Source organism: Kouleothrix sp. 19917 (assembly GCF_057073505.1).
On the sequence record NZ_CP097099.1, the window covers coordinates 5,629,666 to 5,654,460 of the forward strand.

The 24,795-nt window shown below is 63.5% G+C and carries 20 protein-coding genes and 1 riboswitch; of the genes, 13 read left to right on the top strand and 7 right to left on the bottom strand.

All coding sequences use genetic code 11. From position 1 onward, the window contains the following. Nucleotides 1–71: 71 nt before the first annotated feature. The 6 genes from M1P90_RS22725 to M1P90_RS22750 all read right to left on the bottom strand — a co-directional run bounded on the left by M1P90_RS22725 (nt 72) and on the right by M1P90_RS22750 (nt 6,021). Nucleotides 72–356 (bottom strand): DUF503 domain-containing protein, encoded by a 285-nt coding sequence (locus M1P90_RS22725; protein WP_483697713.1) that lies wholly within the window; start codon nt 354–356, stop codon nt 72–74. A gap of 235 nt (nt 357–591) precedes the next feature. Beyond that, nucleotides 592–1,323 carry an LON peptidase substrate-binding domain-containing protein gene (locus M1P90_RS22730; RefSeq protein WP_483697715.1) on the bottom strand — a complete coding sequence of 244 codons (732 nt, stop codon included), beginning with the start codon at nt 1,321–1,323 and terminating at the stop codon, nt 592–594. Between the two features lie 41 nt (nt 1,324–1,364). Then, nucleotides 1,365–2,558, bottom strand: coding sequence for a bifunctional ornithine acetyltransferase/N-acetylglutamate synthase (locus M1P90_RS22735; RefSeq protein ID WP_483697716.1), 1,194 nt, complete (start codon nt 2,556–2,558; stop codon nt 1,365–1,367). 71 nt (nt 2,559–2,629) lie between these two features. Next, nucleotides 2,630–3,814 (bottom strand): class I SAM-dependent rRNA methyltransferase, encoded by a 1,185-nt coding sequence (locus M1P90_RS22740; RefSeq protein WP_483697717.1) that lies wholly within the window; start codon nt 3,812–3,814, stop codon nt 2,630–2,632. Between the two features lie 183 nt (nt 3,815–3,997). Then, on the bottom strand, nt 3,998–4,819 hold the full coding sequence (locus tag M1P90_RS22745) for an ECF transporter S component (RefSeq protein WP_483697718.1): 822 nt from the start codon (nt 4,817–4,819) through the stop codon (nt 3,998–4,000). Further along, entirely contained in the window at nt 4,816–6,021 is a 1,206-nt protein-coding gene (locus M1P90_RS22750) for a hypothetical protein (RefSeq protein WP_483697719.1), read from the bottom strand. Before M1P90_RS22750 ends, M1P90_RS22745 begins: the two co-directional genes overlap by 4 nt. A 329-nt stretch (nt 6,022–6,350) precedes the next feature. On the opposite strand from M1P90_RS22750, the gene M1P90_RS22755 reads away from it, so the two are divergent. Next, on the top strand, nt 6,351–6,905 hold the full coding sequence (locus M1P90_RS22755) for a hypothetical protein (protein ID WP_483697720.1): 555 nt from the start codon (nt 6,351–6,353) through the stop codon (nt 6,903–6,905). A gap of 18 nt (nt 6,906–6,923) precedes the next feature. Here the strand turns inward: M1P90_RS22755 and M1P90_RS22760 are convergent, their stop codons facing one another. Continuing rightward, a complete protein-coding gene (locus M1P90_RS22760; RefSeq protein ID WP_483697721.1) occupies nt 6,924–9,155 on the bottom strand; it encodes a prenyltransferase/squalene oxidase repeat-containing protein in 2,232 nt (743 codons plus the stop codon). Between the two features lie 137 nt (nt 9,156–9,292). Further along, a riboswitch (cobalamin riboswitch) is annotated at nt 9,293–9,422 on the bottom strand. 440 nt (nt 9,423–9,862) lie between these two features. On the opposite strand from M1P90_RS22760, the gene M1P90_RS22765 reads away from it, so the two are divergent. The 12 genes from M1P90_RS22765 to iolC all read left to right on the top strand — a co-directional run bounded on the left by M1P90_RS22765 (nt 9,863) and on the right by iolC (nt 24,651). Continuing rightward, the gene (locus M1P90_RS22765) at nt 9,863–11,128 is read left to right on the top strand and encodes a response regulator (RefSeq protein WP_483697722.1); all 1,266 of its coding nucleotides are present in this window, start codon (nt 9,863–9,865) and stop codon (nt 11,126–11,128) included. A gap of 31 nt (nt 11,129–11,159) precedes the next feature. Then, the gene (locus tag M1P90_RS22770) at nt 11,160–12,032 is read left to right on the top strand and encodes a patatin-like phospholipase family protein (RefSeq protein ID WP_483697723.1); all 873 of its coding nucleotides are present in this window, start codon (nt 11,160–11,162) and stop codon (nt 12,030–12,032) included. A gap of 224 nt (nt 12,033–12,256) precedes the next feature. Beyond that, nucleotides 12,257–13,819 (top strand): sensor histidine kinase, encoded by a 1,563-nt coding sequence (locus M1P90_RS22775; RefSeq protein ID WP_483697724.1) that lies wholly within the window; start codon nt 12,257–12,259, stop codon nt 13,817–13,819. A 430-nt stretch (nt 13,820–14,249) separates the two neighbouring features. Further along, complete coding sequence (locus tag M1P90_RS22780) at nt 14,250–14,444, top strand: hypothetical protein (protein ID WP_483697725.1); 195 nt, start codon at nt 14,250–14,252, stop codon at nt 14,442–14,444. After that, nucleotides 14,444–15,442 (top strand): ABC transporter substrate-binding protein, encoded by a 999-nt coding sequence (locus tag M1P90_RS22785; protein ID WP_483697726.1) that lies wholly within the window; start codon nt 14,444–14,446, stop codon nt 15,440–15,442. Before M1P90_RS22780 ends, M1P90_RS22785 begins: the two co-directional genes overlap by 1 nt. A gap of 420 nt (nt 15,443–15,862) precedes the next feature. Beyond that, nucleotides 15,863–16,882 (top strand): ABC transporter substrate-binding protein, encoded by a 1,020-nt coding sequence (locus M1P90_RS22790; RefSeq protein WP_483697727.1) that lies wholly within the window; start codon nt 15,863–15,865, stop codon nt 16,880–16,882. A 415-nt stretch (nt 16,883–17,297) separates the two neighbouring features. Next, on the top strand, nt 17,298–18,812 hold the full coding sequence (locus M1P90_RS22795; protein ID WP_483697728.1) for a sugar ABC transporter ATP-binding protein: 1,515 nt from the start codon (nt 17,298–17,300) through the stop codon (nt 18,810–18,812). Continuing rightward, nucleotides 18,809–19,918, top strand: coding sequence for an ABC transporter permease (locus tag M1P90_RS22800; protein ID WP_483697729.1), 1,110 nt, complete (start codon nt 18,809–18,811; stop codon nt 19,916–19,918). The genes M1P90_RS22795 and M1P90_RS22800 overlap by 4 nt, the downstream gene beginning before the upstream one ends. After that, the gene (locus M1P90_RS22805; protein ID WP_483697731.1) at nt 19,902–20,882 is read left to right on the top strand and encodes an ABC transporter permease subunit; all 981 of its coding nucleotides are present in this window, start codon (nt 19,902–19,904) and stop codon (nt 20,880–20,882) included. The genes M1P90_RS22800 and M1P90_RS22805 overlap by 17 nt, the downstream gene beginning before the upstream one ends. 497 nt (nt 20,883–21,379) lie before the next feature. Continuing rightward, nucleotides 21,380–22,402: a LacI family DNA-binding transcriptional regulator gene (locus tag M1P90_RS22810; RefSeq protein ID WP_483697733.1), complete on the top strand. Its 1,023-nt coding sequence runs from the start codon at nt 21,380–21,382 to the stop codon at nt 22,400–22,402. 103 nt (nt 22,403–22,505) lie between these two features. Beyond that, nucleotides 22,506–23,420, top strand: a complete 915-nt coding sequence (iolB, locus tag M1P90_RS22815) for a 5-deoxy-glucuronate isomerase (protein WP_483697735.1) — start codon at nt 22,506–22,508, stop codon at nt 23,418–23,420. Between the two features lie 220 nt (nt 23,421–23,640). Continuing rightward, complete coding sequence (gene iolC, locus M1P90_RS22820; RefSeq protein WP_483697736.1) at nt 23,641–24,651, top strand: 5-dehydro-2-deoxygluconokinase; 1,011 nt, start codon at nt 23,641–23,643, stop codon at nt 24,649–24,651. The last annotated feature ends 144 nt before the right edge of the window (nt 24,652–24,795 follow it).

The following is a 24,795-nucleotide window of genomic DNA, read 5'->3' on the forward strand; positions in this document are numbered from 1 at the left end:
TCTACAACCTGCAACTTCAAAACCTTCAAACCTGCAACCTTCCGACATGCAACCCCGCTAACCCGCGCCGGCTACAGCAGTTCGATCTCGTAGTCGAGCACGGGCGCGTCGGGGCGGTTTTCTTCCAGCCAGCGCACCACCGCGTCGAGCTGGCCGCGCGCATATTCCGCCGAGCCCGAGACGCAGGCCACGCCAATCACCGCGCGGGTATGCTGATCCTGCGCATCCACCTCGGCGGTGGAGACATTAAATTCATTACGCAGGCGCGCCAGCACCGATTTCACAATGCTGCGCTTTTCCTTCAGCGAAAACACGCCCGGCAGGTGGAGAACAATTGTGCAAGCGCCAATGATCATAGGCAGAACCACAGAACCGAGAACCACAGAACTGAGAACCGAGAACGCATAAGGGTTTGGGGTTTTGGGATTGAGTCTGCAACCGGCAACCTGCAAACCTGCAACGTTCAACGTGCCAACTTGCAGAGGTTTTGGGATTGAGTCTGCAACCGGCAACCTGCAAACCTGAACGTTCAACGTGCCAACTTGCAACCGAGAACCAACCCCTATACCCTATTCCCCATACCCTTGTGCCCTAATTCCACGAACCCGGGCCACCACGCTCGTGCTCGCCCGGCTCGGTGCTGGGCAGCAGCGCCAGCTCGGCGCGCAGGGCGGCGCTCATTTCGCGCAGGCGCGTAGCGGCGTCGGTTTCCAGCCAGCGCTGCTTCTGCTCGTTCTCGACTTGCAGGCGATGCGCCATCCAGTAGGTAAGATCGACGACGTTTTCGGGCAAGGTTTCGCTGGGTGGCTCGCTGCCCGTGAGCGCGCTGACTGCCCGCCAGTAGCGCGTGTACACGCTGCGCAGCTGCGCGTCGGTTCCAGGCGCGAGGCCGGCGCTTTCTTCCGGCAGGTAGGCCACCGAGGCGATATAGTAGGGCTGGCGCTGCACCATATACTGGATGCGAAAGCGCCGCTGGCCATGGGCCACCAGGTAGTAGCGCCCGTCGTCGAGGCGCGAGCTTTCGCCAGTGCTGATCTGCGCGCTGGTGCCAACCGGGTGCGGCACAGCACTGCCGCCAAGCTGGCGGCGCAGGCGGTCGAGCTCGGGGTCGCCGCCGCCAGCCGCCTCGATCTGCTGGCGAAACCACGGGTCGTCGGGGTTAACTTCGCTGCCCGAGCGGATGAGCACCACGCCAAACGGGGTACCTTGCTCGATGCAGCGGGCCACCATCAGGCGGTAGCGCTCTTCGAAAATGTGCAGCTGGATCGGCGCGCCGGGAAAGAGCACCGTGTTGAGCGGGAAAATGGGCAGCTTCTGTGTCATACGTTTTCGGTGGCAGCGCCGTGCACAGGCACGCGCCGCAGCTATTCGGCAGGCGTGGTGCAGCCCCAGGCGCTTGCGCTGTATGGCCCGAGGTGCAGATCAACCGCCAGCTCGACTTCGGGGCCAGAAAGCGACTGAACCGCCGCCGCATTGTCAAAGCGCGCCGCCGCGCCATCAATCATCACGGTCACCGCACCCATGCGCAGTTCGAGCACGTCGGGGCGCAGCTCGATGCCGCTGGCACCAACCGACGCCAGCAGCCCGCCCCAATCGGCCACGCCCTGCGCGCAGGCCCAGCGCACCGCCGACGAGCGGGCCACCGCGTGGGCAAGCTGGCGGGCGCTTTCTTCGCTGGCCGCGCCGCGCACATGCACGCCAATCAGTTTGCTGCCGGTGGCTGCATCGCGCAGTACCTGCTGCGCAAGGTCGGCGCACAGCACATCAAGCGCTTCCTGCCACGCGCCAAACTCCCACGAGCTGGCCTCGACAATCGGGCTGTTGCCGGCCGCGCCATTTGCCAGCACCAGAATCGCGTCGGCGGGGTGGGGCGAATGTTCCAGCGCCAGCCGCCCAAACGACTGCGCGGCGCTGTGTTCAATCGAGCGCGCCAGCAGCCGGGCATCGATCACAACATCGGAGGTAATGACTGCCAGCGTGTTCGACATATGCGGGCTGCCCATGCGCCCGCTTTTCGCCATGCTGCCCAGCGTTACGCTCTTGCCCTCGCGCAGCGACACCACCAGGGCGCGCTCTTTCGGGCGTGTGTCGGTGGTGAGCAGCGCCAGCGCGGCCCGCCGCCCGCCGCCACTGTCGAGCTCGGAAACGGCGCGGCGCACAGCATCTTTCATGCGGTTCATCACCAGCGGCACGCCAATCTGGCCGGTGGAAAGCAGCAGCACGCTGTCGCGCGGAATCTCAAGCTCGTCGGCGGCGAGCTTGGCGCACTCAACCGCGTCATTCAAACCCTGCTGGCCGGTGCCCGCGTTGGCCTGCCCGGCATTTGCCAGCACCGCGCGGATCTGCTCGCGATTGCGCGCCAGAATGGCCTGATCGAAGAAAACGGGCGCGGCCACAACTGTGCTGGTGGTGAAAACGCCAGCAGCGCGGCAGGCCTGTTGCGAATACACCAGCGCCAGGTCGCGCGCGCGCACTTCCTTCAGGCCGCCAGCAATGCCAGTGGCGCGAAAGCCGTTCGGGCTGGAAACATGCCCATCTTCGAGAATGTTGTAGCTCATAGCGATGTGCGATTCAGCTATAAAAAATTCGATGTATCGCCGCCCAACATCGGGCGCGCACCGCAGATCGGCTATAAAACGCGGCAGATCAGGCCCTTCAGGTACTCGCCCTCGGGGAAGGTGAGCAGCACCGGGTGATCGGGCGATTGGGTCAGGCGCTCGATCACCTGCACGTCGCGGTGGGCGTCGAGGGCCGCGCCAAACACGACTTTCTGGAACAGGTCGGCGGAAACCAGGCCCGAGCAGGAGAAGCTTGCCAGCACGCCGCCCGGCCGCAGCAGCTGCATGGCGATCAGGTTGATGTCTTTGTAGCCGCGTGTGGCGCGCTCGATCTGGTTGTTGGCGTGCGCAAACTTGGGCGGGTCGAGAATAATCACGTCGAACTGGCGGTTTTCGTAGCGATACTGGCGCAGCAGCTTGAACACATCGGCCTCGACCGGCTCGATGCCCGCAACGCCATTGGCGTCGGCGTTCGCCCCAAGCATCGCCAGCGCGGGCGCACTGCTGTCGGCGGCGACGACACTCGCAGCGCCGGCGCGCGCGGCTGCAATGCTGAAGCCGCCCGTGTAGCAGAAGCAGTCGAGCACATTCTGGCCAGCGCAGTAGGCCGCGACGCGCAGGCGATTGTGCGCCTGATCGAGGTACGCGCCCGTTTTCTGGCCGGCGCGTAAGTCGGCAAGAAAGGCCAGCCCGCCGGGCTGCTCGGTGCGAATCTGCTCGGGCGGCGGCTCGCCCCACAGCACGCCTTCGCCGGGCGGCAAGCCTTCTTTTTCGCGCATCTCGGGGTCGCTGCGCTCGTAGATGCCGCGTGGCTGCACCATTTCGGCCAGCAACTGGCTGATCGTTTCGGCGCGGGCGGCCATGCCCTGCGTGAGCAGCTGCACCGCCAGGTAAGGGCCATAGCGATCGACGATCAGGCCGGGCAGACCATCCGACTCGGCATAGACCAGCCGGCAGGCGGCTGCGTCGCCGGTGTGGCCCAGCCAGGCGCGGGTGGCGATTGCGCGCTCCAGGCGGCTGCGCAGCAAGGTTTCGTCCAGCGCCTCGTCGGCCTCCCAGGTGAACAGGCGCGCGCGGATCTGCGAGCCGCTGCTCCAGGTGCCGCGCGCCAGCCACTCGCCATCCGCGCCGCACACATCCACCGCGTCGCCGCGGCCAACGTAGCCCTGCACACCCTTGATGGCCCCCGAGAAAATCCAGGGGTGGCGCTGTTGCACCGGGCGATCTTTTCCTGGGTTGAGCGTGATCGTAGCCATTGCGTTATCTGCCCATTACAGCGGGTTTTTCTGGCCGTAACTGTAACACAGCGATGAGGGGATGGTCAAGGATGGGCGTGAGCGGATGACGGGACGGCAAGATGAAGGGGTGGGTTGCAGGTTGCAGGTTTGAATATTGAGTTTGCACGAACTTGCCACCCTGCAACCCAAACATCTCCGTGATCATGCTTCAAGTGCGCCGTCGGGCTGGTAGGCGAAACCCATGCGGTCGCGGAAGCGCCGCAGTGCGCGCAGCACGGGCGCGCCAAACAGCACGATCAGCAGGACATTGCCGAACGCGCCAAAGGCATCCCAGGCCAGCGAGGTCAGCACATAAAAGGCCAGGTAGCGCCGCAGCGTGTCGGCCGGGCTGGTGCCGGGCGCCCAGTATTGCGCGGCCGGGCCGGTGGCATAGGGCCAGAACGAGATGTTCATGATCGCGCCATAGGCGAAGCCCCACAGCGCGCCCAGCACCGCCAGCACCACCAGCTCGGCCGCGCGGCCCTCGCCGCCGAGCGCGCGCACCAGCGGGCGGGCCAGCGGCGCGGAAAGCCCGACCCAGCCAGCGGTGAACATCTGGTAGGGCAGCCACGGACCCACCCCACCCGTGATTACCGCCGAGACGAGCAGGGTCATTGCGCCCATCAGGAAGCCGAAGCGCCCGCCAAACACATAGCCCGCCAGAATGACGAGCATGAAGATCGGCGTGAAACCGCCCGGCCCGGGAATGGCGACCTCGGCAAAGCGCGCCGCCGCATTGATCGCGACCAGCACGCCCAGCAAGGCCACCGATTTGGCGCTTAGCTCGGAGCCCTGCACTTCGAGCAGCAGCGCGACGAAGCACAGCCCGACCAGCGCGGTAAGCAGCAACGGGGCAGTGGCGGCGCCGGCCTGTTGCTGGCTGTTCTGCTGCACGGTTGCGGCGAAAAAAGGCGCGAGAAAGGCCGCAACGCCGAGCAAGGTGCTGAGCACGTAGATCGCGCCGCTCAGGGTGCGCTGGATCATGGGCGCCTCCGGCGCAGCAGCGCCCAGGCCAGCAGGAGCAGCGCGGCCAGGCCAGCAAAGATTGGGTAGCTGCGCGTGGGGCTGGCAGCTGGCGCGGGCGCTGCCGACCCTGGCGCAATGGCTGTGGGCACAGGCGGCGGACTGGCGGCGACGCTGGGTGCTGGCGCGGCGCTTGGCTCGGCTGCCAGCGCCCCATTTTGCGCTATCGGAATCTGCACGCGCACGTCGCGCATGGGCGTGCTTGAAGGAAGGGGCGTGGCCGTCGGCGGCGGCGCGGGCGTGGCGCTTGGCGCGCTGGCCAGCACCGCTGTGCGAACGGGCGCGGCGCTTGGCGCAGGTGCGATACTTGGCGCGGCTGGCGCAAGCGTGGGCGGCGCGGCGGGCGTGGCACTTGGCTGTGCCAGCGCAAGCGGCGGCGTGCTGGTGGCGGTGGGCGAGCTGGCGGGCGTGGCGCTTGGCACCACCGTGAAGAACTGCTGCGACGGCGCGCTGGGCTGCGCCTGTGGCGGGCGGGTGGCGCTGGCGGTGGGCGTGGGCGCGGCGCAGATCTGGCCGAAGGTGCGAACAGGCGGTTTTGCCCCGTCGTCGACACTGCTTTCGCCCCAGGCCCAGCCAAACACCTCGCCCTGGTGAACCGGGCTGCTTGCGCCAACGTTTAGCTGCTGCCATGCGCCGTTCACAAGCTGCGAATACACCCAGTAGACGCACGGCTCGCCGGGGCGCAGCGTGCAGCGCGCGAAGCATGGCTCGTCGGGGAAGTTGGTGCCGGTGTTGCCGATTTTGCACACAGCCCCGCCCAGCCCGCTGTACTCGATTATGACCGGGAGCTGGCTGGCGCGCAGCAGTTCTTCGCCGCTCATCTCGCCCCCCGCGCCCAGGTCGATGCAGAACGATTCCACGCGCCCGTCGCCAAAGTCGATCACCAGCCCGGCGCGTGGCGCGTTTTGCTGCGCAGCCACTTCTTGCGCGGCTTTGCAGCGCGTTGCCCCGGGCGCGCGGGCGGCGGCTTGCAGCGCGGGCAAGCTCGGCGATTGGGCAAGCGCGGCGGCGGTGGCAGGCTCGACGCAGAGGGTCAGTGCCGCGCCGCCCAGGCTGAAGCGCACCCACGCCTGCGGGCGCTCAGCCGCCTGGAGCGGCGCAACGGCAAGGAGTGCCAGCAGCACGCCCAGCCAGAGCAGCAATATGTGGTGGCGTTTGTTCACATTATTTCCGACGAACGACGAACGAAAAATTCACCACAGAGACGCAGAGGCACGGAGATTTGAGAGACGAACGACCGACGAAGGACGAACGACCACCGACGACGAGATTATTCACCGCAAAGAACACAAAGGGCGCGAAGATTGACGATGAACGAATGGCTGCGTCCTGAGTGCGGCCTTAGCCGCGTATCGAAGGGCGCGAGCGGCGAACGACGAACGAAAAATTCACCACAGAGACACAGAGGCACGGAGTTTTTGAGAGACGAACGACCACCGACGACGGGATTATTCACCGCAAAGAACGCAAAGGGCGCGAAGATTGACGAATAATGATCAGTCGTTGCCGGCGGGTGATCAGTCGTTCCCGGCAGGTGATCACTCGTTCCCGACAGGTGATCAGTCGTTCCCGGCAGGTGATCACTCGTTCCCGACAGGTGATCAGCCGTTCCCGGCAGGTGATCACTCGTTCCCGGCAGGTGATCACTCGTTCCCGGCAGGTGATCAGCCGTTCCCGGCAGGTGATCAGCCGTTCCCGGCAGGTGATCAGTCGTTCCCGGCAGGTGATCACTCGTTCCCGGCAGGTGATCAGCCGTTGCCGGCAGGTGATCAGCCGTTCCCGGCAGGTGATCAGCCGTTCCCGGCAGGTGATCAGCCGTTCCCGACAGGTGATCACTCGTTCCCGGCAGGTGATCAGCCGTTCCCGGCAGGTGATCTGTCGTTCCCGGCAGGTGATCACTCGTTCCCGACAGGTGATCAGCCGTTGCCGGGCGTATGCGATACGCCCTAACAGTGACCAATCAACCGTTCGCCCACTCGCAGGGGCAAAGACAAGCCTTGCCCCTACGCCAAACCTGCAACCTGACAACATGCAACCTGCCAACTAACCTCGCCCGCTCACAAACCTAGCGTCGCGCCAGCGGCACGAACTGTTGCCAGCGAATGCTGGCCGGGAAGGCGCGCGCCAGCAAGCCCGGCAGCGCCTGGTAGGTCGCGTCGGGGTCGTTTGGCCCGCCAAAGCCCGGGAAGCCGCCCGCTGTGGTCTGCAAGCCCAGCAGCGTATCGACCGGGTTGTGCAGCGTGATCGCGCTCGCCGCGCCGTCGGTGATGGTGGTCGTCCAGCTCAGGGCGCGCGCCGGCTCATGGAAGGCCGCCAGCCCCTGCAAGGCCAGCCCGGTCGAGCTGGCGCTGGTGGGGCCGCCAAAGCCCGGGAAGCCGCCGTCGGGGTTTTGCACCGCGCGCAGGAAGGCCAGCCCGGCCATCACCGCCGGGTCTTTGCTGCCCGGGCCGGTTGTGCAGCTTGCCCCGTCGTGGCGCTGCGCATGGGCGGCGGCCAGCGCCTGTAGCGCCAGCCCGGTGCTGTCGGGGTCGGGCGCGGGGTCGTTCGCGCCGAAGCCCCAGCCGCCGCCAGCCGACGCAATTGCCTGCAAGTGCTCGGTCGCGCTGAGCGGCAGCGTATAGCCCGCCGCCGCCAGGCCAATCATCGCCCAGGCCTGGTCGAAGGTGCTGCTGCCAAACGCGCCGGTGCTGGCATCGTAGCGCAGCGTCGTGCTGATCACCAGGTTCAGCCCGGCGAAGTGGCGCGGGTCGGCGTCGGCGGCGACTACGCCCGCCAGGAGCTTGCCGCTGGCGGCGGCCGAGTTGGCGGCGTAGGCGGCGGCCTTGCTGGCCAGGAAGTCGAGCGGGCGCTTGCCGGCGCTGCTTGCGAACTGCTGCGGCTTGCCGCCAGCCGCGTCAATCGCCAGCACCGCGTCGATGGTCGAGCCGGTGCCAAAGCCGGCAAAGCTGCCGTCGGCCTGCTGCTGCGCGCGAATGAAGCTCAGGGCGAGGCGCTGCGCAGTGGCGCGGCTCAGGAACGGGAAGGCGCGGCCAGCCAGCGCCGGGATGGCCTGCTGTGTCGCAAGCAGGCTGGCCTGCCCGCCAAAGGTGAACGCGCCCTCGGGCTGCTGTAAAGTCAGCAGGTAGCTAATCGGGTTGCTGGCGGTTGGCTTCCAGCGCGCAGCCTGCGGGTCGGCACCGCTGGCGAGAATGCCCTGCACGGCAAAGGCAGTTGAGTTGGCGTTGCTGCCGGTGTCGGCGGGCGCGTTCGGGAAGCCTCCGTCGCTTTTCTGCACGCCATCGAGGAAGGCCAGCGCTTTGGTGACGGCGGCGTTGTTGCCCGGCACGCCAGCGGCGGCGAGCGCCTGAAGCATCAGGCCAGTGCTGTCGATGTCGCTGCTGCCGGGCGTGGCAAAGCCCCAGCCGCCATCGCTGTTCTGGCGCGATGTGAGCAGGCTGGCAGCGGCGGCAGGCACGCTTTCGCCCGCTGCACGCAGGCCCAGCATGGCAAAGGCGTGATCCCAGTTGGTTGCGCCATACGCGCCCGTGCCAGTGTCGAGCGTGGCGGTCGTGCTGATCACAAGGTTCAGCCCGCCAAACGCGCGCGGGTCGAGGTCGGCGGCGGCGACGCCCAGCGCGAGCTTGCCGATCTGCGCGGTGCCCTGTTTGGCGTAGCTGGCGGCGCGCGTTCGCAGCGCGTCAACCAGCGATTTCCCTGCGCTGCTCTGCCAGCCTGCCGCGTCGTGGCCGAACGCTCGCGCCGCCAGCAGGGTGTCGATGGTTGCGCCGGCATTGCCGCCCGAGCCACCATAGCTGCCGTCGGCATTCTGCTGCGGGCGGAGCCACTGCAAGCCCGCTTCGCCACCGAGAATCGGCTCGGTTACTGGCGGAATGGCGCGACCCCATGCCCAGCCCTCCACCGCGCCGTCGGTCACGGTTGTCGCGCCCGCGCCCTGCATCGACTCAACCCAGGCGTGGCCATCCCAGCGCTGGTAGCTCCAGAACAGGCAGGGCGAGAAGGGAGGAGGGCAGGCGCAGAAGCAATCTTCGCCGCTGGCGCAGCCAGTATCGTCGATCCGGCACACGCCGCCGCTTTTTTCCACCAGCGGCAGGCCAGCCAGGCGCAGCGCCTGCAAGCCCGAGATCGTGCCAGTGAAGGTGATGTGCCTGGTGACCACGCGACCGTTGCCGAACTGCACCACCACATCGGCACTGTGGGGCGGGTCGGCGGCGCGGGCGGCGGCAGGCAGCAGCGCGCCGAGCGCGGCCAGCAGCAGCAGGGCTGAGGCGGCGCGGCGCAGCAGTGTTGACAAGAGCATGAAGTGTTCGCTTTCCATAAAAAAAGCACCCGATGCCTCGGGTGCCTGGATCAATCAAAACCGTTGGACGAATGCCAGCAGGTAGCCCCACCTACGGTTCTTGCATGATTCCGCCTCCCTTTCGCGCGAAGGTAGTACACGGACCACAGCGTTGGGCGACCTGACTTAGCCAGCGCAAGGCTGGCATCACAGTTGCGGGACAGTGCCGGATTCTCACCGGCTTCGCCATAAGGCCTGGTAAACACCAGGCGCCGCTGTGAAATACGCTCTCGATTGTACAAAGTGCTGCCCGTCGGCGCGCTGAACCGGCGGCCGGAGCCGCGAACATACTGCCAGAGGCGGGAATGCCGCGCTATAGTACCACGACCGCGCCGGCTGTCAAGCGCGCTGCGAATGGGGCAGAAGTCAAAATTCATCCACAGATGACGCAGATTACGCAGATTATGGCTCTTATTCCGACGTTGACATGCCCTGCCAATGGGGCGGGCTACCTGTGGCGAAGCCCGCCTGCACGGGCTGCCCAGACGTGACTATACAAACAGGTAGCCCGCTGCTTCAGCGGCGGGCAGAGCACGGCAGAAACGTACGCCACCTCGCGAAAGAGGGTATAATACTCGCTACACCAACAACGGCCCAATCACGCGCAGCCCGCCCCGCACCGCCATGTGGCCGCGCGCACGCACGCACCGCCGCGCAGGAGGCACCGCATGCCCTACAAAGTCTTTCTGGTCGAAGATGAGATCGTCACCCGCGAGGGCATCCGCGACACCATCGACTGGGCGGCGGCCGGCTACCAGTTTTGCGGCGAAGCGCCTGACGGCGAGATGGCCCTGCCGCTGATCCGCGAGCGCCAGCCCGAAACCGTGATTACCGACATCAAAATGCCGTTTATGGATGGCCTGCAGCTCTGCCGAATTCTGCGCGAAACGCTCCCTTCCACCAAAATCATTATTCTCAGCGGTCACGACGAATTCAAGTATGCGCAGGAAGCGATCAAGATCGGCGTGACCGAATACCTGCTCAAGCCGATTGTGCCGCACGATCTGATCGCAGCGCTGCGCAAGGTCGCCCAGCAGATCAGCGAAGAGCGCGAAACCAGCGCCTACGTCGAGTCGCTGCAGGAGCAGATGGCCGGCCACCGCGCCACCCTGCGCGAGCGCTGCCTGCTCGATCTGCTGGCGGGCAACAGCGCGCCGGCCGAGTTCATCGAGCAGGCGAACGCGCTTGGCATCGACCTGCTCGCGCCCTGGTATCAGGTGCTGGTGGTGCGCGCGGTTCTGTGCGCGGGCGCGCCCGACACGCCGCTCTACGCGGTGTGCGGCCAGATCGACGCGATCATCGCGGGCATCACCGCCGAGTTTGATTCGCTTGTGTCGTTCAAGCAAGGGCTGGAAGAAACTGTGCTGATCGTCAAGGGCGACAGCCCGGCGGCGCTGGAGCGGCAGGTTCGGCTGCTGGCCGACACGATTCGCCGGCAGGTGGCCGCGCAAACAAGCTGCCTGGCCGCGATTGGCGTGGGCGAGCCAACCGAGCGCCTGGGCACTATCGCCCAGTCGTTTGCGCAGGCGCTGGCGCATTTTGGCGCGGGCGAGCGCCAGCCCGCCACCAGCAGCGCGCCCGCCGCCGACGACGCTCAGCCCGAGCAGCGCCGCACCGCCGACCTGATCGCCCGCGCGCAGGCGTATATCGGCGCGCACTACGCCGACCCCGAGATGTCGCTGAGCCAGGTGGCGGCGCATGTGCTGCTTAGCCCGGCTTATTTCAGCGCAATGTTCGGGCGCGAAGTTGGCGAAACCTTTGTGGAATATTTGACCAGCGTGCGCATTCGCAAGGCCACCGAGCTGCTGCGCACCACCTCGCTCACCTCCAGCGAGATCGCCTACCAGGTGGGCTACAGCAACCCGCGCTATTTCTACTCGGTGTTTCGCAAGGTCGCCGGCCTGCCGCCGAACGAGTACCGCCGGCAGGGGTAAATTGTTGTTTCCTCTGTGAAATGGAGTGTCTTTGCCGAACAATACACAACGAGCGCTGGTTCTGGGCGGCGGCGGATTCGTGGCGAGTTCCTGGATCACCGGGCTCATCACCGGCATGGCCGAGGCGGGTATTGACGTACGCGATGCTGATCTGCTGATTGGCACGTCGTCTGGCGCGCGGGTGGCCTTACAGCTGGCGAGCGCTGCGCCGCTGGAAGAGGTGTTTGCGCGACAGGCAGGCGCGGCGCGGCACTTCGGCGCGGCTCCGCAGGCCGGGCGCGCGCCGGGCGCGATGGACATGCGCCAGGTGCAGCAGGAAGTGGCGCAGGCGAAAGCGCTGGGCGGCAGCCGGGCCGAGATCCTGCAACGCTATGGGCAGCTCGCTCTCACGCTGGCGGGGCCTGAGCCACAGGCGAGAACCCAATTGCCAGTGGAAGATTGGCCCGAGCGGCGCGTGCAGCTGATCGCACTAAACGCCGAGACTGGCGTCCGCCGGGCGTTCGACCGGGCCAGCGGCATTGCTCTGGCGGACGCCCTGCGAGCCACGACGGCCTCGTTCGGTGCCGCGCCGGTCTGGTTCGAGGGGCAGCCCTATATCGATGGCGGCTACTATTCGAGCGACAACGCCGACCTTGCTTCTGAATGCGCACAGGTGCTTGTGCTGGCCCTGAAGCCGCCGCCGTGGGCAATGCGCCTGGTGTCGGTGGAAGAAGGCATCGCGGAATTGCGGGCGGCTGGCGCTAAGGTTGAGCTGATTCAGCCGGACGACGAAGCGATGGCGGTGATCGCTCAGGTCGGCAGCCCGATGAACCCGGCGGTTTTCGAGCCAGTGACGCATGCCGGGCGGGCGCAGGGGCTGCGAGTGGCGGCGCAGCGCGGGCGGGCAGGCTTCTGGCAGGCGTAAAAACACCTAATCAACAATTGGCTTTGATGTTCCAAAAAAGGCGCTTATTACTCTGGAAAATAAATTTCCCTGTACTCAGCTTCCAGGAAGCTCAAGCCAGTTTTGCTTCAACCTGATAACCAGATGAGCTTCCTGGAAGCTTGCCGGTTGTATGAAATAACCTATTTTCCAGAGTCTTATGCTGACTCCTGACTCCTGACTCCTATTACCTCCCCGAGGGCTGTATGGACGAAAATCTCCCCTTGCTTGAGCAGATCCGCGCACAGACCGACGCACCGCCTGCGGGCGCGCTGCGCGTGGGCCAGCGCCTGAACCGCTTGTTTCGCGCTCGCCTCTCGATCCGCGAGAAAATTCTGCTCGCCCTGCTGATCGTTGTCGTGCTGATGACCGCGCCCTACGCCTTTCTGATCGCGCCCGGCCTCCAGTACAAAGCGCAGTACGACGCGATCATTCAGAACATCACCACGGCCAACAGCATCAACGGCTATATCAAACCCACAATTGACGCCGAAATGTGGGAGATCGTCGCGGGCAAAAAGCCCTTTAGCCAGGGCACGCAATACACCGTGCTCGACGATGTGGGCCAGCGCGTGCAGCAGATGATCAGCAACACCGACTCGGAGAAGGGGCGCGTCAAGCTCAATGTCATTCAGCGCACGCTGCAAACCCTGCGCGGCCAGATCGACCAGATGGGCATTCAGATCGCCGAGCACCGCACCTTCAAGGAAAATCTCGCGCTGATCGACCAGATTCGCGATGTCACGCAGCTGATTGAAGACAATGTGCAGGAATATGCGCTGTTCGAAGTGAACCGCACGCAGCAGCAATACCTGGTGCTGCAAGCCGGCCTGGCGCGCTGGGCGATTGCCGGGCTGGTCGTGATCGTCGCGGCGATTCTGTTCTCAATCGTCGCGGCCTGGCGCATCTCCAAAAGCATCTACGTGCCGATCAAGAAGCTCCACGACGTCACCACCACCATTGCCCGCCACGACCTCGAAACGCTGGTGACGGCCAAAAACGCCGACGAGATCACCGAGCTGGGCCTGAGCTTCAATATCATGGTTGGCAAGATCAAAGAGCTGCTCGCCGCCAAGATCGAAGAGCACGAAAACCTCAAGAAGGCCGAATTGCGCGCGCTGCAGGCGCAGATCAACCCGCATTTCCTGTACAACACGCTCGACACGATCATCTGGATGGCCGAGGCCCGCCGCATGGACCAGGTGGTTGAACTGGTGCGGGTGCTGTCGCGCTTTTTCCGCATTACACTCAGCAAAGGGAAAGACTGGATCACAGTGCGCGACGAGTTCGAGCATGCCGAAAGCTACCTGGCCATCCAGAAAATGCGCTACCGCGACATTCTCGACTACCGCATCGACCTGCCCGCCGACATGCGTGACGGCCAGATGCTCAAGCTGACATTGCAGCCGCTGGTGGAAAATGCGCTCTACCACGGCATCAAGAACAAGCGCAGCGGCGGCACCATCACGGTGCGCGGGGCGCGGCTGCCCGGCGACCTGCTGCAAATCCAGGTCGAGGATAATGGCGCGGGCATTGCGCCCGAGCGGCTGGCCGAAATTCGCACGCTTTTGGCGAGCGACTCGGGCGACACCGTGATTGGCGAAGGCGGCTATGGCATCAGCAATGTTAACCAGCGCATCAAGCTCTACTACGGCGAAGAATATGGCCTGAGCATCGACAGCGAGTTCCGGCATGGCACGCGCGTCACGCTGGTCATTCCCTTGCAGCGCGTGCCAGCCTATCGCGGCGCGCTGGCGCTTGGCACGTAGTGCGCGTGAACGCGCAGGGGTTAGGGGTTAGGGGCTGGGGGTTGGGGGCTGAGGATTGCGATGCGTAGCGAGACCCTTCACCGCCCGAAAACGTCGCCTGGAATTGCACTGGGTATGGCGAAATTCGAGATTCGGCACCGATGCGGGGCGGCAAAACCGTCCCGCACATTTTTGCCCATGGCTCGTCTGCAAGGGGCATGCTTCGCTTTTCGTAATACACAATGAGCTGCTTTCGGTATCCGCATACGCGATGAAAATAGATCCACTCCACCGCCTTGTGTACAGTTTCCGCGCATAGCGCGGAAACTGTACACAAAATAATCGGAAAGTACCATGCTGCCGAACTTCCTGAGCTTGTCGAAGGGCAGGCAACAAGCACGGCGTCACACGATGCCGTCGCGCAAACCGCATAATCAAATAGAACATAACAATGATCAAAAAAAACCTGACACCACAAAAAATTGAACATCGCACCCGTAAAGAGAGCGTAAAAAAGCAGATACTTTCCAAAAGAAACGGCATTGTTTCTGCGCGCGCTTTCTCTATAATAGGCAGCATCCCACGTCACCACTGCCATAGCCCGGCCGGCCGCCGGGCAGATCGCGCCAAAGGGGGCGCCGCCTGATGAACATGCGCACACTCTGTCGCTGCACCGTCCTGCTGGCTGTGCTGTGCCAGCTTTCGGCGTGCGGTTCGTCTGCGCAGGGCTCTGGGCTGGTCACAGTGACGTCGGGCGCGCACGCCAAGACCTACGACACGCTGGTGGTTGGCTTTGCGCAGATCGGCGCGGAAAGCGAGTGGCGCAGCGCCAACACGCGCTCGATTCAGGACACCGCGCGCAGCCTGGGCGTCGAGCTGAAGTTCTCGGATGCGCAGCAGGAGCAGGAAAACCAGATCAAGGCCATCCGCTCGTTTATCGCGCAGCGCGTCGATGTGATCGGCATCTCGCCCGTGGTGGAAAACGGCTGGGACGAGGTGTTTGCCGAGGCGAAGGCGGCGGGCATCCCGCTCATCCTGCTCGACCGCCACGCAAACGTGCCGCCTGACCTGTTCAGCGCGTTTATTGGCTCGGATTTTGTGCAGGAAGGCGAGCGCGCCTGCAAGGAAGTGGCGCGGCTGCTGAACAACCAGGGCAATATTGTGGTACTGGAAGGCACCGACGGCTCCGCGCCAACGATTGATCGCCTCAGTGGCTTTCAGCAGTGTTTGAAGCAGCACAATGGGCTGCACATCATTGCGCAGCAGTCGGGCGAGTTCATCCGGGCGCGCGGCAAAGAGGTGATGAAGAGCTTTCTGCGCGAGCACGGCACGGCAATCAACGCACTGTTTGCGCAGAACGACGACATGGCGCTGGGCGCAATCGAGGCGATTGAGGAGGCTGGCCTGAAGCCCGGCGTGGACATCAAAATCGTGTCGGTCGATGCAGTGCGCGCCGCTTTTGAAGCGATGATCGCGGGCAAGCTCAACGTCACGATCGAATGTAACCCGCTGCTCGGCCCGCAATTTTTCGAAACCGCGCTAAACCTCGCGAATGGCGTGCCCGTCGAAAAATGGGTGAAATCGAAAGAAGATATTTTTCGCCAGGATACCGCCGCCCAGGAGCTGCCCACGCGACAGTATTAGTTATAAATGTTGAATGCTGAGTTTTGAGTTTTCCGTCTCGCCATTTAAGCCAGATAATTCAGTATTTAGAAGCCATATCATCCATCATTCTGGAACCCACGCCGCGTAACTCAACGAACTAACCAACCTTACGCCGAAACGACGCGCTCTGGCGCGTGCCGCGTGCTTTGCTGTGCCCAAAATCGCAAAAAGGAGGTGCGACCGGCGACTACAGATGACAGACGACCGACGACGGGATGTTTTACCGCAAAGAGCGCGAAGAGCGCAAAGGGTTGGGAGGTTGGGAAGTTGAAAGTTGCAAGTTTGCGCAAACTCAACACTCAACATTCAACTTTCAAACCTGCAAACTGCTGACTCCTGACTTCTGAATCCTGATACGTGGTTTCACTATGGCGTGCCAAATACACAAAGGAGTTGCCCATGCGAACCTCACGATTCTTCTCCACACTCGCGGCTGGCGCGATGGCGCTGGCCCTGCTAGCCGGCTGCGGCGGCGCACCTGCCGCCTCCGCGCCCACGGCAAGCACCGGCGCGGCCCAGCCCGCGGCCTCGGGCGGCGCAAAAACCTACAAAGACATGACGCTGTGCTACCCGCAGCTTGGCGCCGAAAGCGACTGGCGCACGGCCAACACCGCATCGATCAAGGAAACCGCCACCTCGCTCGGCGTCAAGCAACTGGTCTTCTCGGATGCGCAGCAGAAGCAGGAAAACCAGATCTCCGCCATGCGCGCCTGCATCCAGCAGGGCGTGGATGTGATCGCGCTGCCGCCGGTGGTGGAGGACGGCTGGGACGCCGTTCTGACCGAGGCCAAAAATGCCAACATCCCGGTGATCGTGGTCGACCGCAGCGTGAGCGCCGATAAGTCGCTGTACGCCGCGCACATCGGCTCGAACATGCAGCTTGAAGGCGAGCGCGCCGCTGCCGAGTTCAACAAGCTGCTGCCCAGCGGCGGCGCGATCCTTGAGCTTTCGGGCACCACTGGCTCGGGCGCTGCAACTGGTCGCGCCCAGGGTCTGCGCAACAAGATCAACGCCAACATCAAAATCCTCGACTCGCAGACCGGCAACTTCACCCGCGCCGAGGCCCTGCCGGTGATGCAGGCCTTCCTGAAGAAGTACAAGCCCGGCACCGACTTCCAGGGCATCTTCATCCACAACGACGACATGGGCATTGGCGCAATTGAGGCGCTGAAGGCGGCTGGCGTCAAACCCGGCGACCTCAAGATCGTCTCGGTGGACGGCACGCGCGGCGGCTTCCAGGCGATGGTCGACGGCTGGTTCCAGGCCGATGTCGAGTGCAACCCGCTGCTTGGCCCGCAGGTCTTCGATATGGCCCTGAAGCTGATGAACGGCCAGAAGATCGACCCCGAGGTGCTGACCAACGAAACCGTCTACTACCCCGACAAAGCCAAGGAGCTGCTGCCCTCGCGCAAGTACTAGCGCGCTTTCAGCGCGGGGTTTGGGGGTTGGGGAATAGGGTTTGGTGATTACAATGCGAAAATTATTTCCTGACTTCCACGTCGCTTTCTTGAAACTGCGCTAGCGGTAGTGGGGCGACAAGAATGTAGTCCACAGATTTCGCAGATTAGAAACCACTTAATCTGCGAAATCTGTGTAATCTGTGGATATAGAGAATCCAGGCACTTTTTGCGCTTTTTATTCAAAAAAAACGCATGCCCAAAACCAAAAATCTATGTAAACTATAGATTTTGTATTCTAAATCTTCGTACCTTCGCTTCTTCGTGGTTTCGTAATTTTCCTGAAACTTTATAAATCTGTGTAATCTGCGTAATCTGTGGATTATATATTTCGTTTCTTCGTGTTTACGGTGACTTTTCAGCAAATAGGTTGCACTATGGACGAAACAGCGCCGCTGGTTGGCATGGCCGGCATATCGAAATCCTTTCCCGGCGTCGTCGCCCTGCAAAACGTCGATTTCACGCTCCGCAAAGGCGAAATCCACGCGCTGATGGGCGAAAACGGCGCGGGCAAATCGACTCTGATCAAAATTCTCACTGGCGCTGAGCACCCCGACAGCGGCACGATCACGCTGGAAGGGCAGCCGGTGCAGGTGCGCTCGCCGCAGCACTCGCAGGAGCTGGGCATCAGCACGGTGTACCAGGAGATCAACCTGTGCACCAATATCTCGGTGGCCGAAAATATCATGCTGGGCCGCGAGCCGCGCCGTTTTGGCCGGATCGACTGGAAGCGGATGAACCAGCAGGCGAGCGCTGCAATCGGGCGGCTGGGCATCGACATCGACGTCACGCGCCCACTGGGCGCCTACTCGGTCGCCATCCAGCAGATGGTGGCGATCACCCGCGCGCTGGAGCTGCTGGCTGCCAAAGTGCTCATTCTCGACGAGCCAACTTCCAGCCTGGATGCCCACGAAACCGGCCTGCTTTTCGACGTGATGCGCAAGCTGCGCAGCGAAGGCATCGGCATTATTTTCATCACCCACTTTCTCGACCAGGTCTACCAGATCACCGACCGCATCACAGTGCTGCGGAATGGCGCGCTGGTTGGCACATTCGAAACGGCCTCGCTCCTGCGGATCGAGCTGGTGGCGAAAATGCTTGGCCGCAGCGTGAATGAGCTGGACGCGCTTGCGAAGGCGCGCTCGGCGCAGGAAAACGCGCCAGCCGGCGCGCCCGTGGCGGCGGCGCAGGGTCTGGGGCTGGCCGGCTTCCTCGAGCCCACCGACCTGGAATTGCATGCCGGCGAGGTGCTTGGGGTGGCGGGCCTGCTTGGCTCGGGCCGCACCGAGCTGGCGAGCCTGCTGTTTGGCGTGGCCGCGCCCGACACCGGCACGCTCAGCGTCGGCGGGCGCAAAGTCGAACAATTTTCGCCCGGCGAGTCGCTCCGGCGCGGCGTGGCCCTGTGCCCGGAAGATCGCAAGGCTGCCGGCATCGTTGGCGACCTGACCATCCGCGAGAATATTATTCTGGCATTGCAGGCGCGCTACGGCTGGTTCCGCTTCCTGAACACGCCCAAGCAGTACGCAATCGCCCAGAAATATATCGACCTGCTGGGCATCCGCACGCCCTCGCCCGACCAGCTTGTGAAAAACCTGAGCGGCGGCAACCAGCAAAAGGTCATTCTGGCGCGCTGGCTGGTCACCGAGCCGCAACTCTTCATTCTCGACGAACCCACGCGCGGCATCGACGTGGGCGCGAAAGCCGAGATCCAGAAACTGGTGCTTGAGCTGGCGAAAGAAGGCATGGCGGTGGTGTTTATTTCGTCCGAGCTTGACGAAGTGCTGCGCATCAGCGACCGCATTGCCGTGCTGCGCGACCGGCGCAAGGCGGCCGAGTATGCCGGCGGCGTGAGCGACCAGACGATTATGCACACCATCGCGGGGGATCTATGAACGACGTGACCATGCAAAATCCCAAGTCGGTGGGCAACGCGAGCCTGCTCCGGCGCATGCGCGAAAGCCGGCTGTTCTGGCCGCTGGCCGCATGGGCAGTCATTCTCGCCTTCGACGCGATTTTCATCCCGGGCTTCTTCAAAATCGGCATTCAGGATGGCCACCTCTACGGCAACCTGATCGACGTGCTGAACAATGGCGCGCCGCTGATGCTCGTGGCAATCGGCATGACGCTGGTGATCGCCACGGGCGGCGTCGACCTCTCGGTTGGCGCAGTGATCGCGATTTCGGCGGCCATGGGCGCGGTGCTGATCAACCCGGCGCTGGGCGACAAGCTGATCAGCAACGACATTCTGACTAAAGACGCGACCAACACCCCGCTGCTGCTGATCATCCTGGCCGACCTGGCGGCTGGCACGTTGTGCGGGCTGTGGAATGGCCTGCTGGTGTCGCGCGCGCGCATTCAGCCGATGGTCGCCACGCTGATCCTGATGGTGGCCGGGCGCGGCATCGCGCAGCTCATCACTAATGGCCAGATTATGACAATCTACTACACGCCCTACTTCTGGTTCGGCAATGGCTTCATCCTCGGCCTGCCGGTGTCGATCTACATCGTGGCGGTGATGTTTGTGCTGGCGTGGCTGGCCGTGCGCAAAACCTCAATCGGCCTGTTTGTCGAGGCGGTGGGCGTGAACGCGCGCGCAAGCTACTACAGTGGCATCAGCGAGCGCAACATCAAGCTGCTGGCCTACACCTTCTGCGGCTTTTGCAGCGCGATTGCGGGCCTGCTGCTCAGCTCCTACGTCCACAGCGCCGACGGCAACAACAACGGCCTGAACTACGAGCTCGACGCGATTCTGGCCGTGGTGATGGGCGGCACGCTGATGTCGGGCGGGCGCTTTTCGTTTCTGGCGAGCATGATTGGCGCGCTGGTGATCTGGACCTTCACGCTCTCGATGTACACACTGGGCGTGCCGGCGAACGCGCTGCTGGCCGGCCGGGCGGTGCTGGTGCTGGTGGTGATTCTGCTCTACTCCGAGCAGTTTCGCCATGTTCTCAATCGTGTGTTTGATCGGAAAGGCGCGCGCCATGACGCTGCGAGTTAGACCCTTCCTGCTCCATAATGGCCCCTTGCTGACGACGATTGTGATCTTTGTGCTGGCCTATGCCACGGGCGCGCTGATGTACCCGGCCATGCAGCGCCCGCAGGTATTCTTCAACCTGTTCATCAACAATGGCGCGCTGCTGATCGTCAGCATTGGCATGACCTTTGTGATCCTCACGGGCGGGATCGACCTGTCGGTTGGCGGGGTGCTGGCGCTTACCACGGCTGCGTCGGCGGCCTTGCTGGAGGCGGGAGCAAGCCCGTTTGTGGTGATGCCACTGATGCTGCTGATGGGCACGGCGCTGGGCGCAATTCTGGGCAGCATCATTCATTTCTTCAAGGTGCAGGCGTTTATTGCCACGCTGATGGGCCTGTTTCTGGCGCGCGGCCTGGCCTACATCATCAGCCTGACCTCGGTGACGATCAACGACCCGGTCTATCAGTCGCTGGCGCTGACGCAGATTTTCATTCCGTTCGTGCCGAAAGCCTACCTCTACCCGCCCTCGCTGGTCGGCCCGCTGCTGCTGCTGGTCGCGGTCTACATCGCTTTCTACACGCGCTTTGGCCGCACAATCTACGCGATCGGCAACAACGAGCAGTCGGCGCGGCTGATGGGCCTGCCGGTTGGGCGCACCAAGATTATTGTGTATGCGTTCAGCGGTTTCTGCTCGGCGCTGGCGGGGATTGTGTTCAGCATTTCGCTGCTGGCGGGCTATGGGCAGTTTGCGACTGGCCTTGAGCTCGACACGATTGCCTCGGTGGTGATGGGCGGCACGCTGCTGACCGGCGGCGTGGGGAATGTGATTGGCAGCCTGTTTGGCGTGCTGATCGAGGGCACGATCATTTCGATTTTGCAGTATAACGGCACGCTTAGCTCGTGGTGGACGCGCATTGGCGTGGGTGTGCTGACGCTGGTCTTTATTGGCATTCAGAGCCTGTTCTACCTGCGCCGCAAGAACGCGTGAGGCGCGGACGGCGACCGGGAGATTCACCACAGAGGCACAGAGAGTTTGCGGGTTGCAGGTTTGCGGGTTGCAGGTTGAAAAGTTTGAACGTTGCAGGTTCCATGTTTGCAGGTCGGCAGGTTGCAGGTTTGAAAGTTGGCAGGTTTGAAAGTTTGCAGGTTGTAGGTTTACAAGTTTGCGGGTTGCAGATCACGCTCCCTGCCAACTGCCAACTGCCGACTGCTTGGTTCTGTGGTTCTGCGGTTCTATTCCCCTTCGTGTCTTCGTGCCTTCGTGGTTACGGTTCTTGGTTCGCGGTTCTGCTGACATTTGGAAACTCAACATTCAGCACTCAACACTCAAAACTTCCCCACAAACTCCCTCTTGACAAAGGCGCGGGCGCTCCGCTATAATCGCCGCATCCCTGCAAACGTCTGCATAACAACCGAGCTAGCCACAGTGCAAACGTCTGCACTGCGCTTCTTGCTATCGTTTTCAGCAAAGGCGGCGCGAGCAGCATGAGCCGTCGCAGCCCGTCAATTGAAGACATTGCGCGGGCGGCGGGCGTCGCCAATTCAACGGTTTCGCGCGCGCTGCGCGACAACCCGCTGATCAGCAGCGACGTGCGCGCCCATATTCAGCAGCTTGCCCGCGAGATGGGTTATACGCCCAATGCCATCGCGCAGAGCTTGCAGAACCGGCGCACGAACACCGTTGGCCTGATTGTCACGTCAATTGCCGACCCATTTTTTGGCGATGTAGCGAAGGGCGTTGAGCAGGGCGCGCAAGCCGCCGGCCTGAGCGTGGTGCTCAGCGCATCGCACAACGACCCGGCGCAAGAGCAGGCGATTATCGAGACGTTCCAGCGGCGGCGGGTGGATGGCATCATCGTGGCCGATTCGCAGATCAGCCGCAACCATGCCGGCCCGCTGGCCCGCGCCGATGTGCCAACCGTGCTGATCAACAGCCAGGCCGAACAGGCTTCGTTGCTGCACTCGGTGGCGGTGGACGACGCATATGGCGCGCAGCTGGCGACCGAGCACCTGCTGCACCTGGGGCATCGCAAGGTTGGCTACATTGGCGTCAGCAACCGCCCGAAATCGAACCGCGATCGCCAGGAAAGCTTTTGTAATGCGCTTGGCGCGGCGGGCGCAGCGCCCCGGCCCGAGCAGATTGTGATCGCTCCGGCCGAAGAAGGGCTGAACGACGACGTCGCAACCGGCCATGCCCTGCTCGCGCCGCTGCTGCATGCCGATGTTACGGCGGTGTTCTGCTACAACGACATGATTGCGATTGGCGTGCTGATGGCCTGCCGCGATGAAGGCATTCGCGTGCCGCACGAGCTGAGCGTGGTGGGCTTTGACGATATCGCGCTGGCGCAGTATGTCACGCCGCCGCTCACAACCATTCACCAGCCCAAAATCGAGCTTGGCCGCCTGGCAATCGAAACGCTCCTGAACCTGGTGGATGAGCGCCCGGCCCAGAATCATGTGGTTCGCCCGACGCTTGTGCAGCGCGCCAGCACTGCGCGCCTGATCTAAACGCAGCCTGCGCTGCCCGCCATGGCCAGGAGCGTGGCACGCTGTTCGGTTCTTTGCAGACGTTTGCATTGATTGTTTCCGACAATCGTTAGCGAGGATGCTTGTGCAACAATACACCGCGCAGAATCTGGTGGTCCACCCTGGCGGCAGCGCCGACCCAGACGTAGTGGTGGAGGTGACGCCAGTGCTGGCGGGCTGGGATTTCATTCATTTTCAGGTGCGCCGCCTCGGGCCGGGCGCGAGCTGGCAGTTCGAAACGGGCGCGCACGAGCTGGCGCTGGTGCCGCTCAGCGGCGTGATCAGCGTCGAATCGAATCGCGGCGCGTGGCCGGCGGTTGGCGGGCGCGCGAATGTCTTCGCCGGGCTGCCGCACGCGCTCTACCTGCCGCGCAACACCACGTTCACCGTGCGCGCCGACGCGCCGGCCGAGTTCGCGGCCGCCTGGGCCGCCGCCGACCAGGATTTCGCGCCCTGCCTCGTCACTCCCGCCGACGTGCCGACCGAGATTCGCGGCGGCGACCACGCCACGCGCCAGATCAATGGCATTCTGCCAGCCGGCTTCCCCTGCCAGCGTCTGGTAGTCGTCGAGGTTTACACCCCCGCCGGCAACTGGTCGAGCTACCCGCCGCACAAGCACGACATCCACAAAACCGGGCCGGACGGCACGGTGCTGGAAGCCGACCTGGAAGAAATCTACTACTACAAAATCGACCGGCCCGGTGGCTTTGCGCTCCAGCGCATCTACACCGAGCCCGAGTCGCCGCTGCACCAAGGCGGCATGCCCATCGACACGGCGCTGGTGCTGCATTCTGATGACGCAGTGGTTGTGCCGGAGGGTCACCACCCCGTGTCGAGCCCGCCCGGCTATACCACCTACTACCTGAATGTGTTGGCCGGCAGCGCGCAATCGCTCGCCAACAGCGAAGATCAGGCCCACGCCTGGGTGAAAGACACCTACGCCGGGCAAGACCCGCGCGTGCCACTCTACCCAATCAACCAGCGCGATAGCCAGAAGTAACACGAGCAGGCCCGAAACCATCTGAAACGTAACCACCAAGACACCAAGACACCAGGAAATTACTGATACCTGCTTGGCAGATGTTGAAGGCTTTCCGTGCAATTTCGCGCCATCATTTCCTGATGGTGAAACGTCGCAGATAGCGTCTGAAAGAATGGTCAAAACTCGGAGTCCTCTGTGTGCTCTGTGGCTCCATAATTCAGCTCAATGAGGCGAAAGCATGACAAAGACGTACGACCTGCTTGCGATGGGGCGCTCCTCGATCGACCTGTACTCCAGCGATATTGGCGCGCCGTTCGAGCAGATCAGCGGCTTCGCGGCCTACGTGGGCGGCTGCCCGCTCAACATCAGCGTGGGCGCGCAGCGGCTGGGGGCACGCGCGGCGCTGCTGACGGCAGTGGGCGAAGACAAGGTGGGCGACTTTGTGCTGCACTTCCTTCACGGCGAACAGGTCGACACCAGCTTCATCCCACGCAAGCCCGGCCACCGCACCAGCGCGGTCATCCTCGGCATCGAGCCGCCCGACCGCTTCCCGCTCACCTACTACCGCGACAATTGCGCCGACATCGAGCTGACAATTGACGATGTGCTCCGTGCGCCAGTGGCCGAAAGTCGCGTGCTGCTGATCTCGGGCACCGGGCTGAGCAAGGAACCAAGCCGCAGCGCGACGCTGTTTGCGGCCGAGCAGGCCCGCGCCGCCGGCACCACCGTTGTGCTCGACATCGACTTTCGCCCTGACCAGTGGCACGATCCGCGCGCCTTTGGCGTGACGCTGCGCGCGGCGATGCGGCTGGTCGATATTGTGCTTGGCACCGAGGACGAGATCAACGCCGCGCTGCTCACCGACCCAAGCCAGATCACCCTAACGCACTCGCAGGTTTCGGACACGCGGGTTGGCGGCGATGTGGACGCGGCAATCGGGCGGGTGCTGGCGCTGGGACCGGGCGTGCTGCTACAAAAGCGCGGCGCCGACGGCTCGCGGGTACATCTCGCCAGCGGCGAGAAGATCGACGCGCCCGGCTTCCCGGTGCAGGTGGCGAATATCCTCGGCGCGGGCGATGCCTTCGCGGCCGGGGCGATCTACGGCCTTGTGCAGGGCTGGGACTGGTATCGCGCGGCGCGGATGGCGAATGCCTGCGGCGCGATTGTGGTGACGCAGCCCGGCTGCGCGAACTTCACGCCAACGCTGGATGAGGCGATGGCGTTTATTGATTCGCACGGCGGCTTCTGAGTCTGGGCGAATTGCATTCGCCCTTTAGCTCTGGGCGAATTGCATTACATGCTGTCTCGTTATTCAACGCAGATTGCTCAGGCCGCAAGGTGCCTTTCCTAAATGCCTACGCCTATTCAACGCAGATTGCTCAGGCCGCAAGGT

Bases quoted from the DNA above. Each gene is read 5' to 3' on its own strand.
- M1P90_RS22725 (WP_483697713.1), bottom strand. From the start codon at position 356: ATGATCATTGGCGCTTGCACAATTGTTCTCCACCTGCCGGGCGTGTTT.
- M1P90_RS22730 (WP_483697715.1), bottom strand. From the start codon at position 1,323: ATGACACAGAAGCTGCCCATTTTCCCGCTCAACACGGTGCTCTTTCCC.
- M1P90_RS22735 (WP_483697716.1), bottom strand. From the start codon at position 2,558: ATGAGCTACAACATTCTCGAAGATGGGCATGTTTCCAGCCCGAACGGC.
- M1P90_RS22740 (WP_483697717.1), bottom strand. From the start codon at position 3,814: ATGGCTACGATCACGCTCAACCCAGGAAAAGATCGCCCGGTGCAACAG.
- M1P90_RS22745 (WP_483697718.1), bottom strand. From the start codon at position 4,819: ATGATCCAGCGCACCCTGAGCGGCGCGATCTACGTGCTCAGCACCTTG.
- M1P90_RS22755 (WP_483697720.1), top strand. From the start codon at position 6,351: ATGATCAGTCGTTGCCGGCGGGTGATCAGTCGTTCCCGGCAGGTGATC.
- M1P90_RS22760 (WP_483697721.1), bottom strand. From the start codon at position 9,155: ATGCTCTTGTCAACACTGCTGCGCCGCGCCGCCTCAGCCCTGCTGCTG.
- M1P90_RS22765 (WP_483697722.1), top strand. From the start codon at position 9,863: ATGCCCTACAAAGTCTTTCTGGTCGAAGATGAGATCGTCACCCGCGAG.
- M1P90_RS22775 (WP_483697724.1), top strand. From the start codon at position 12,257: ATGGACGAAAATCTCCCCTTGCTTGAGCAGATCCGCGCACAGACCGAC.
- M1P90_RS22780 (WP_483697725.1), top strand. From the start codon at position 14,250: ATGATCAAAAAAAACCTGACACCACAAAAAATTGAACATCGCACCCGT.
- M1P90_RS22785 (WP_483697726.1), top strand. From the start codon at position 14,444: ATGAACATGCGCACACTCTGTCGCTGCACCGTCCTGCTGGCTGTGCTG.
- M1P90_RS22790 (WP_483697727.1), top strand. From the start codon at position 15,863: ATGCGAACCTCACGATTCTTCTCCACACTCGCGGCTGGCGCGATGGCG.
- M1P90_RS22795 (WP_483697728.1), top strand. From the start codon at position 17,298: ATGGACGAAACAGCGCCGCTGGTTGGCATGGCCGGCATATCGAAATCC.
- M1P90_RS22800 (WP_483697729.1), top strand. From the start codon at position 18,809: ATGAACGACGTGACCATGCAAAATCCCAAGTCGGTGGGCAACGCGAGC.
- M1P90_RS22805 (WP_483697731.1), top strand. From the start codon at position 19,902: ATGACGCTGCGAGTTAGACCCTTCCTGCTCCATAATGGCCCCTTGCTG.
- M1P90_RS22810 (WP_483697733.1), top strand. From the start codon at position 21,380: ATGAGCCGTCGCAGCCCGTCAATTGAAGACATTGCGCGGGCGGCGGGC.
- iolC (WP_483697736.1), top strand. From the start codon at position 23,641: ATGACAAAGACGTACGACCTGCTTGCGATGGGGCGCTCCTCGATCGAC.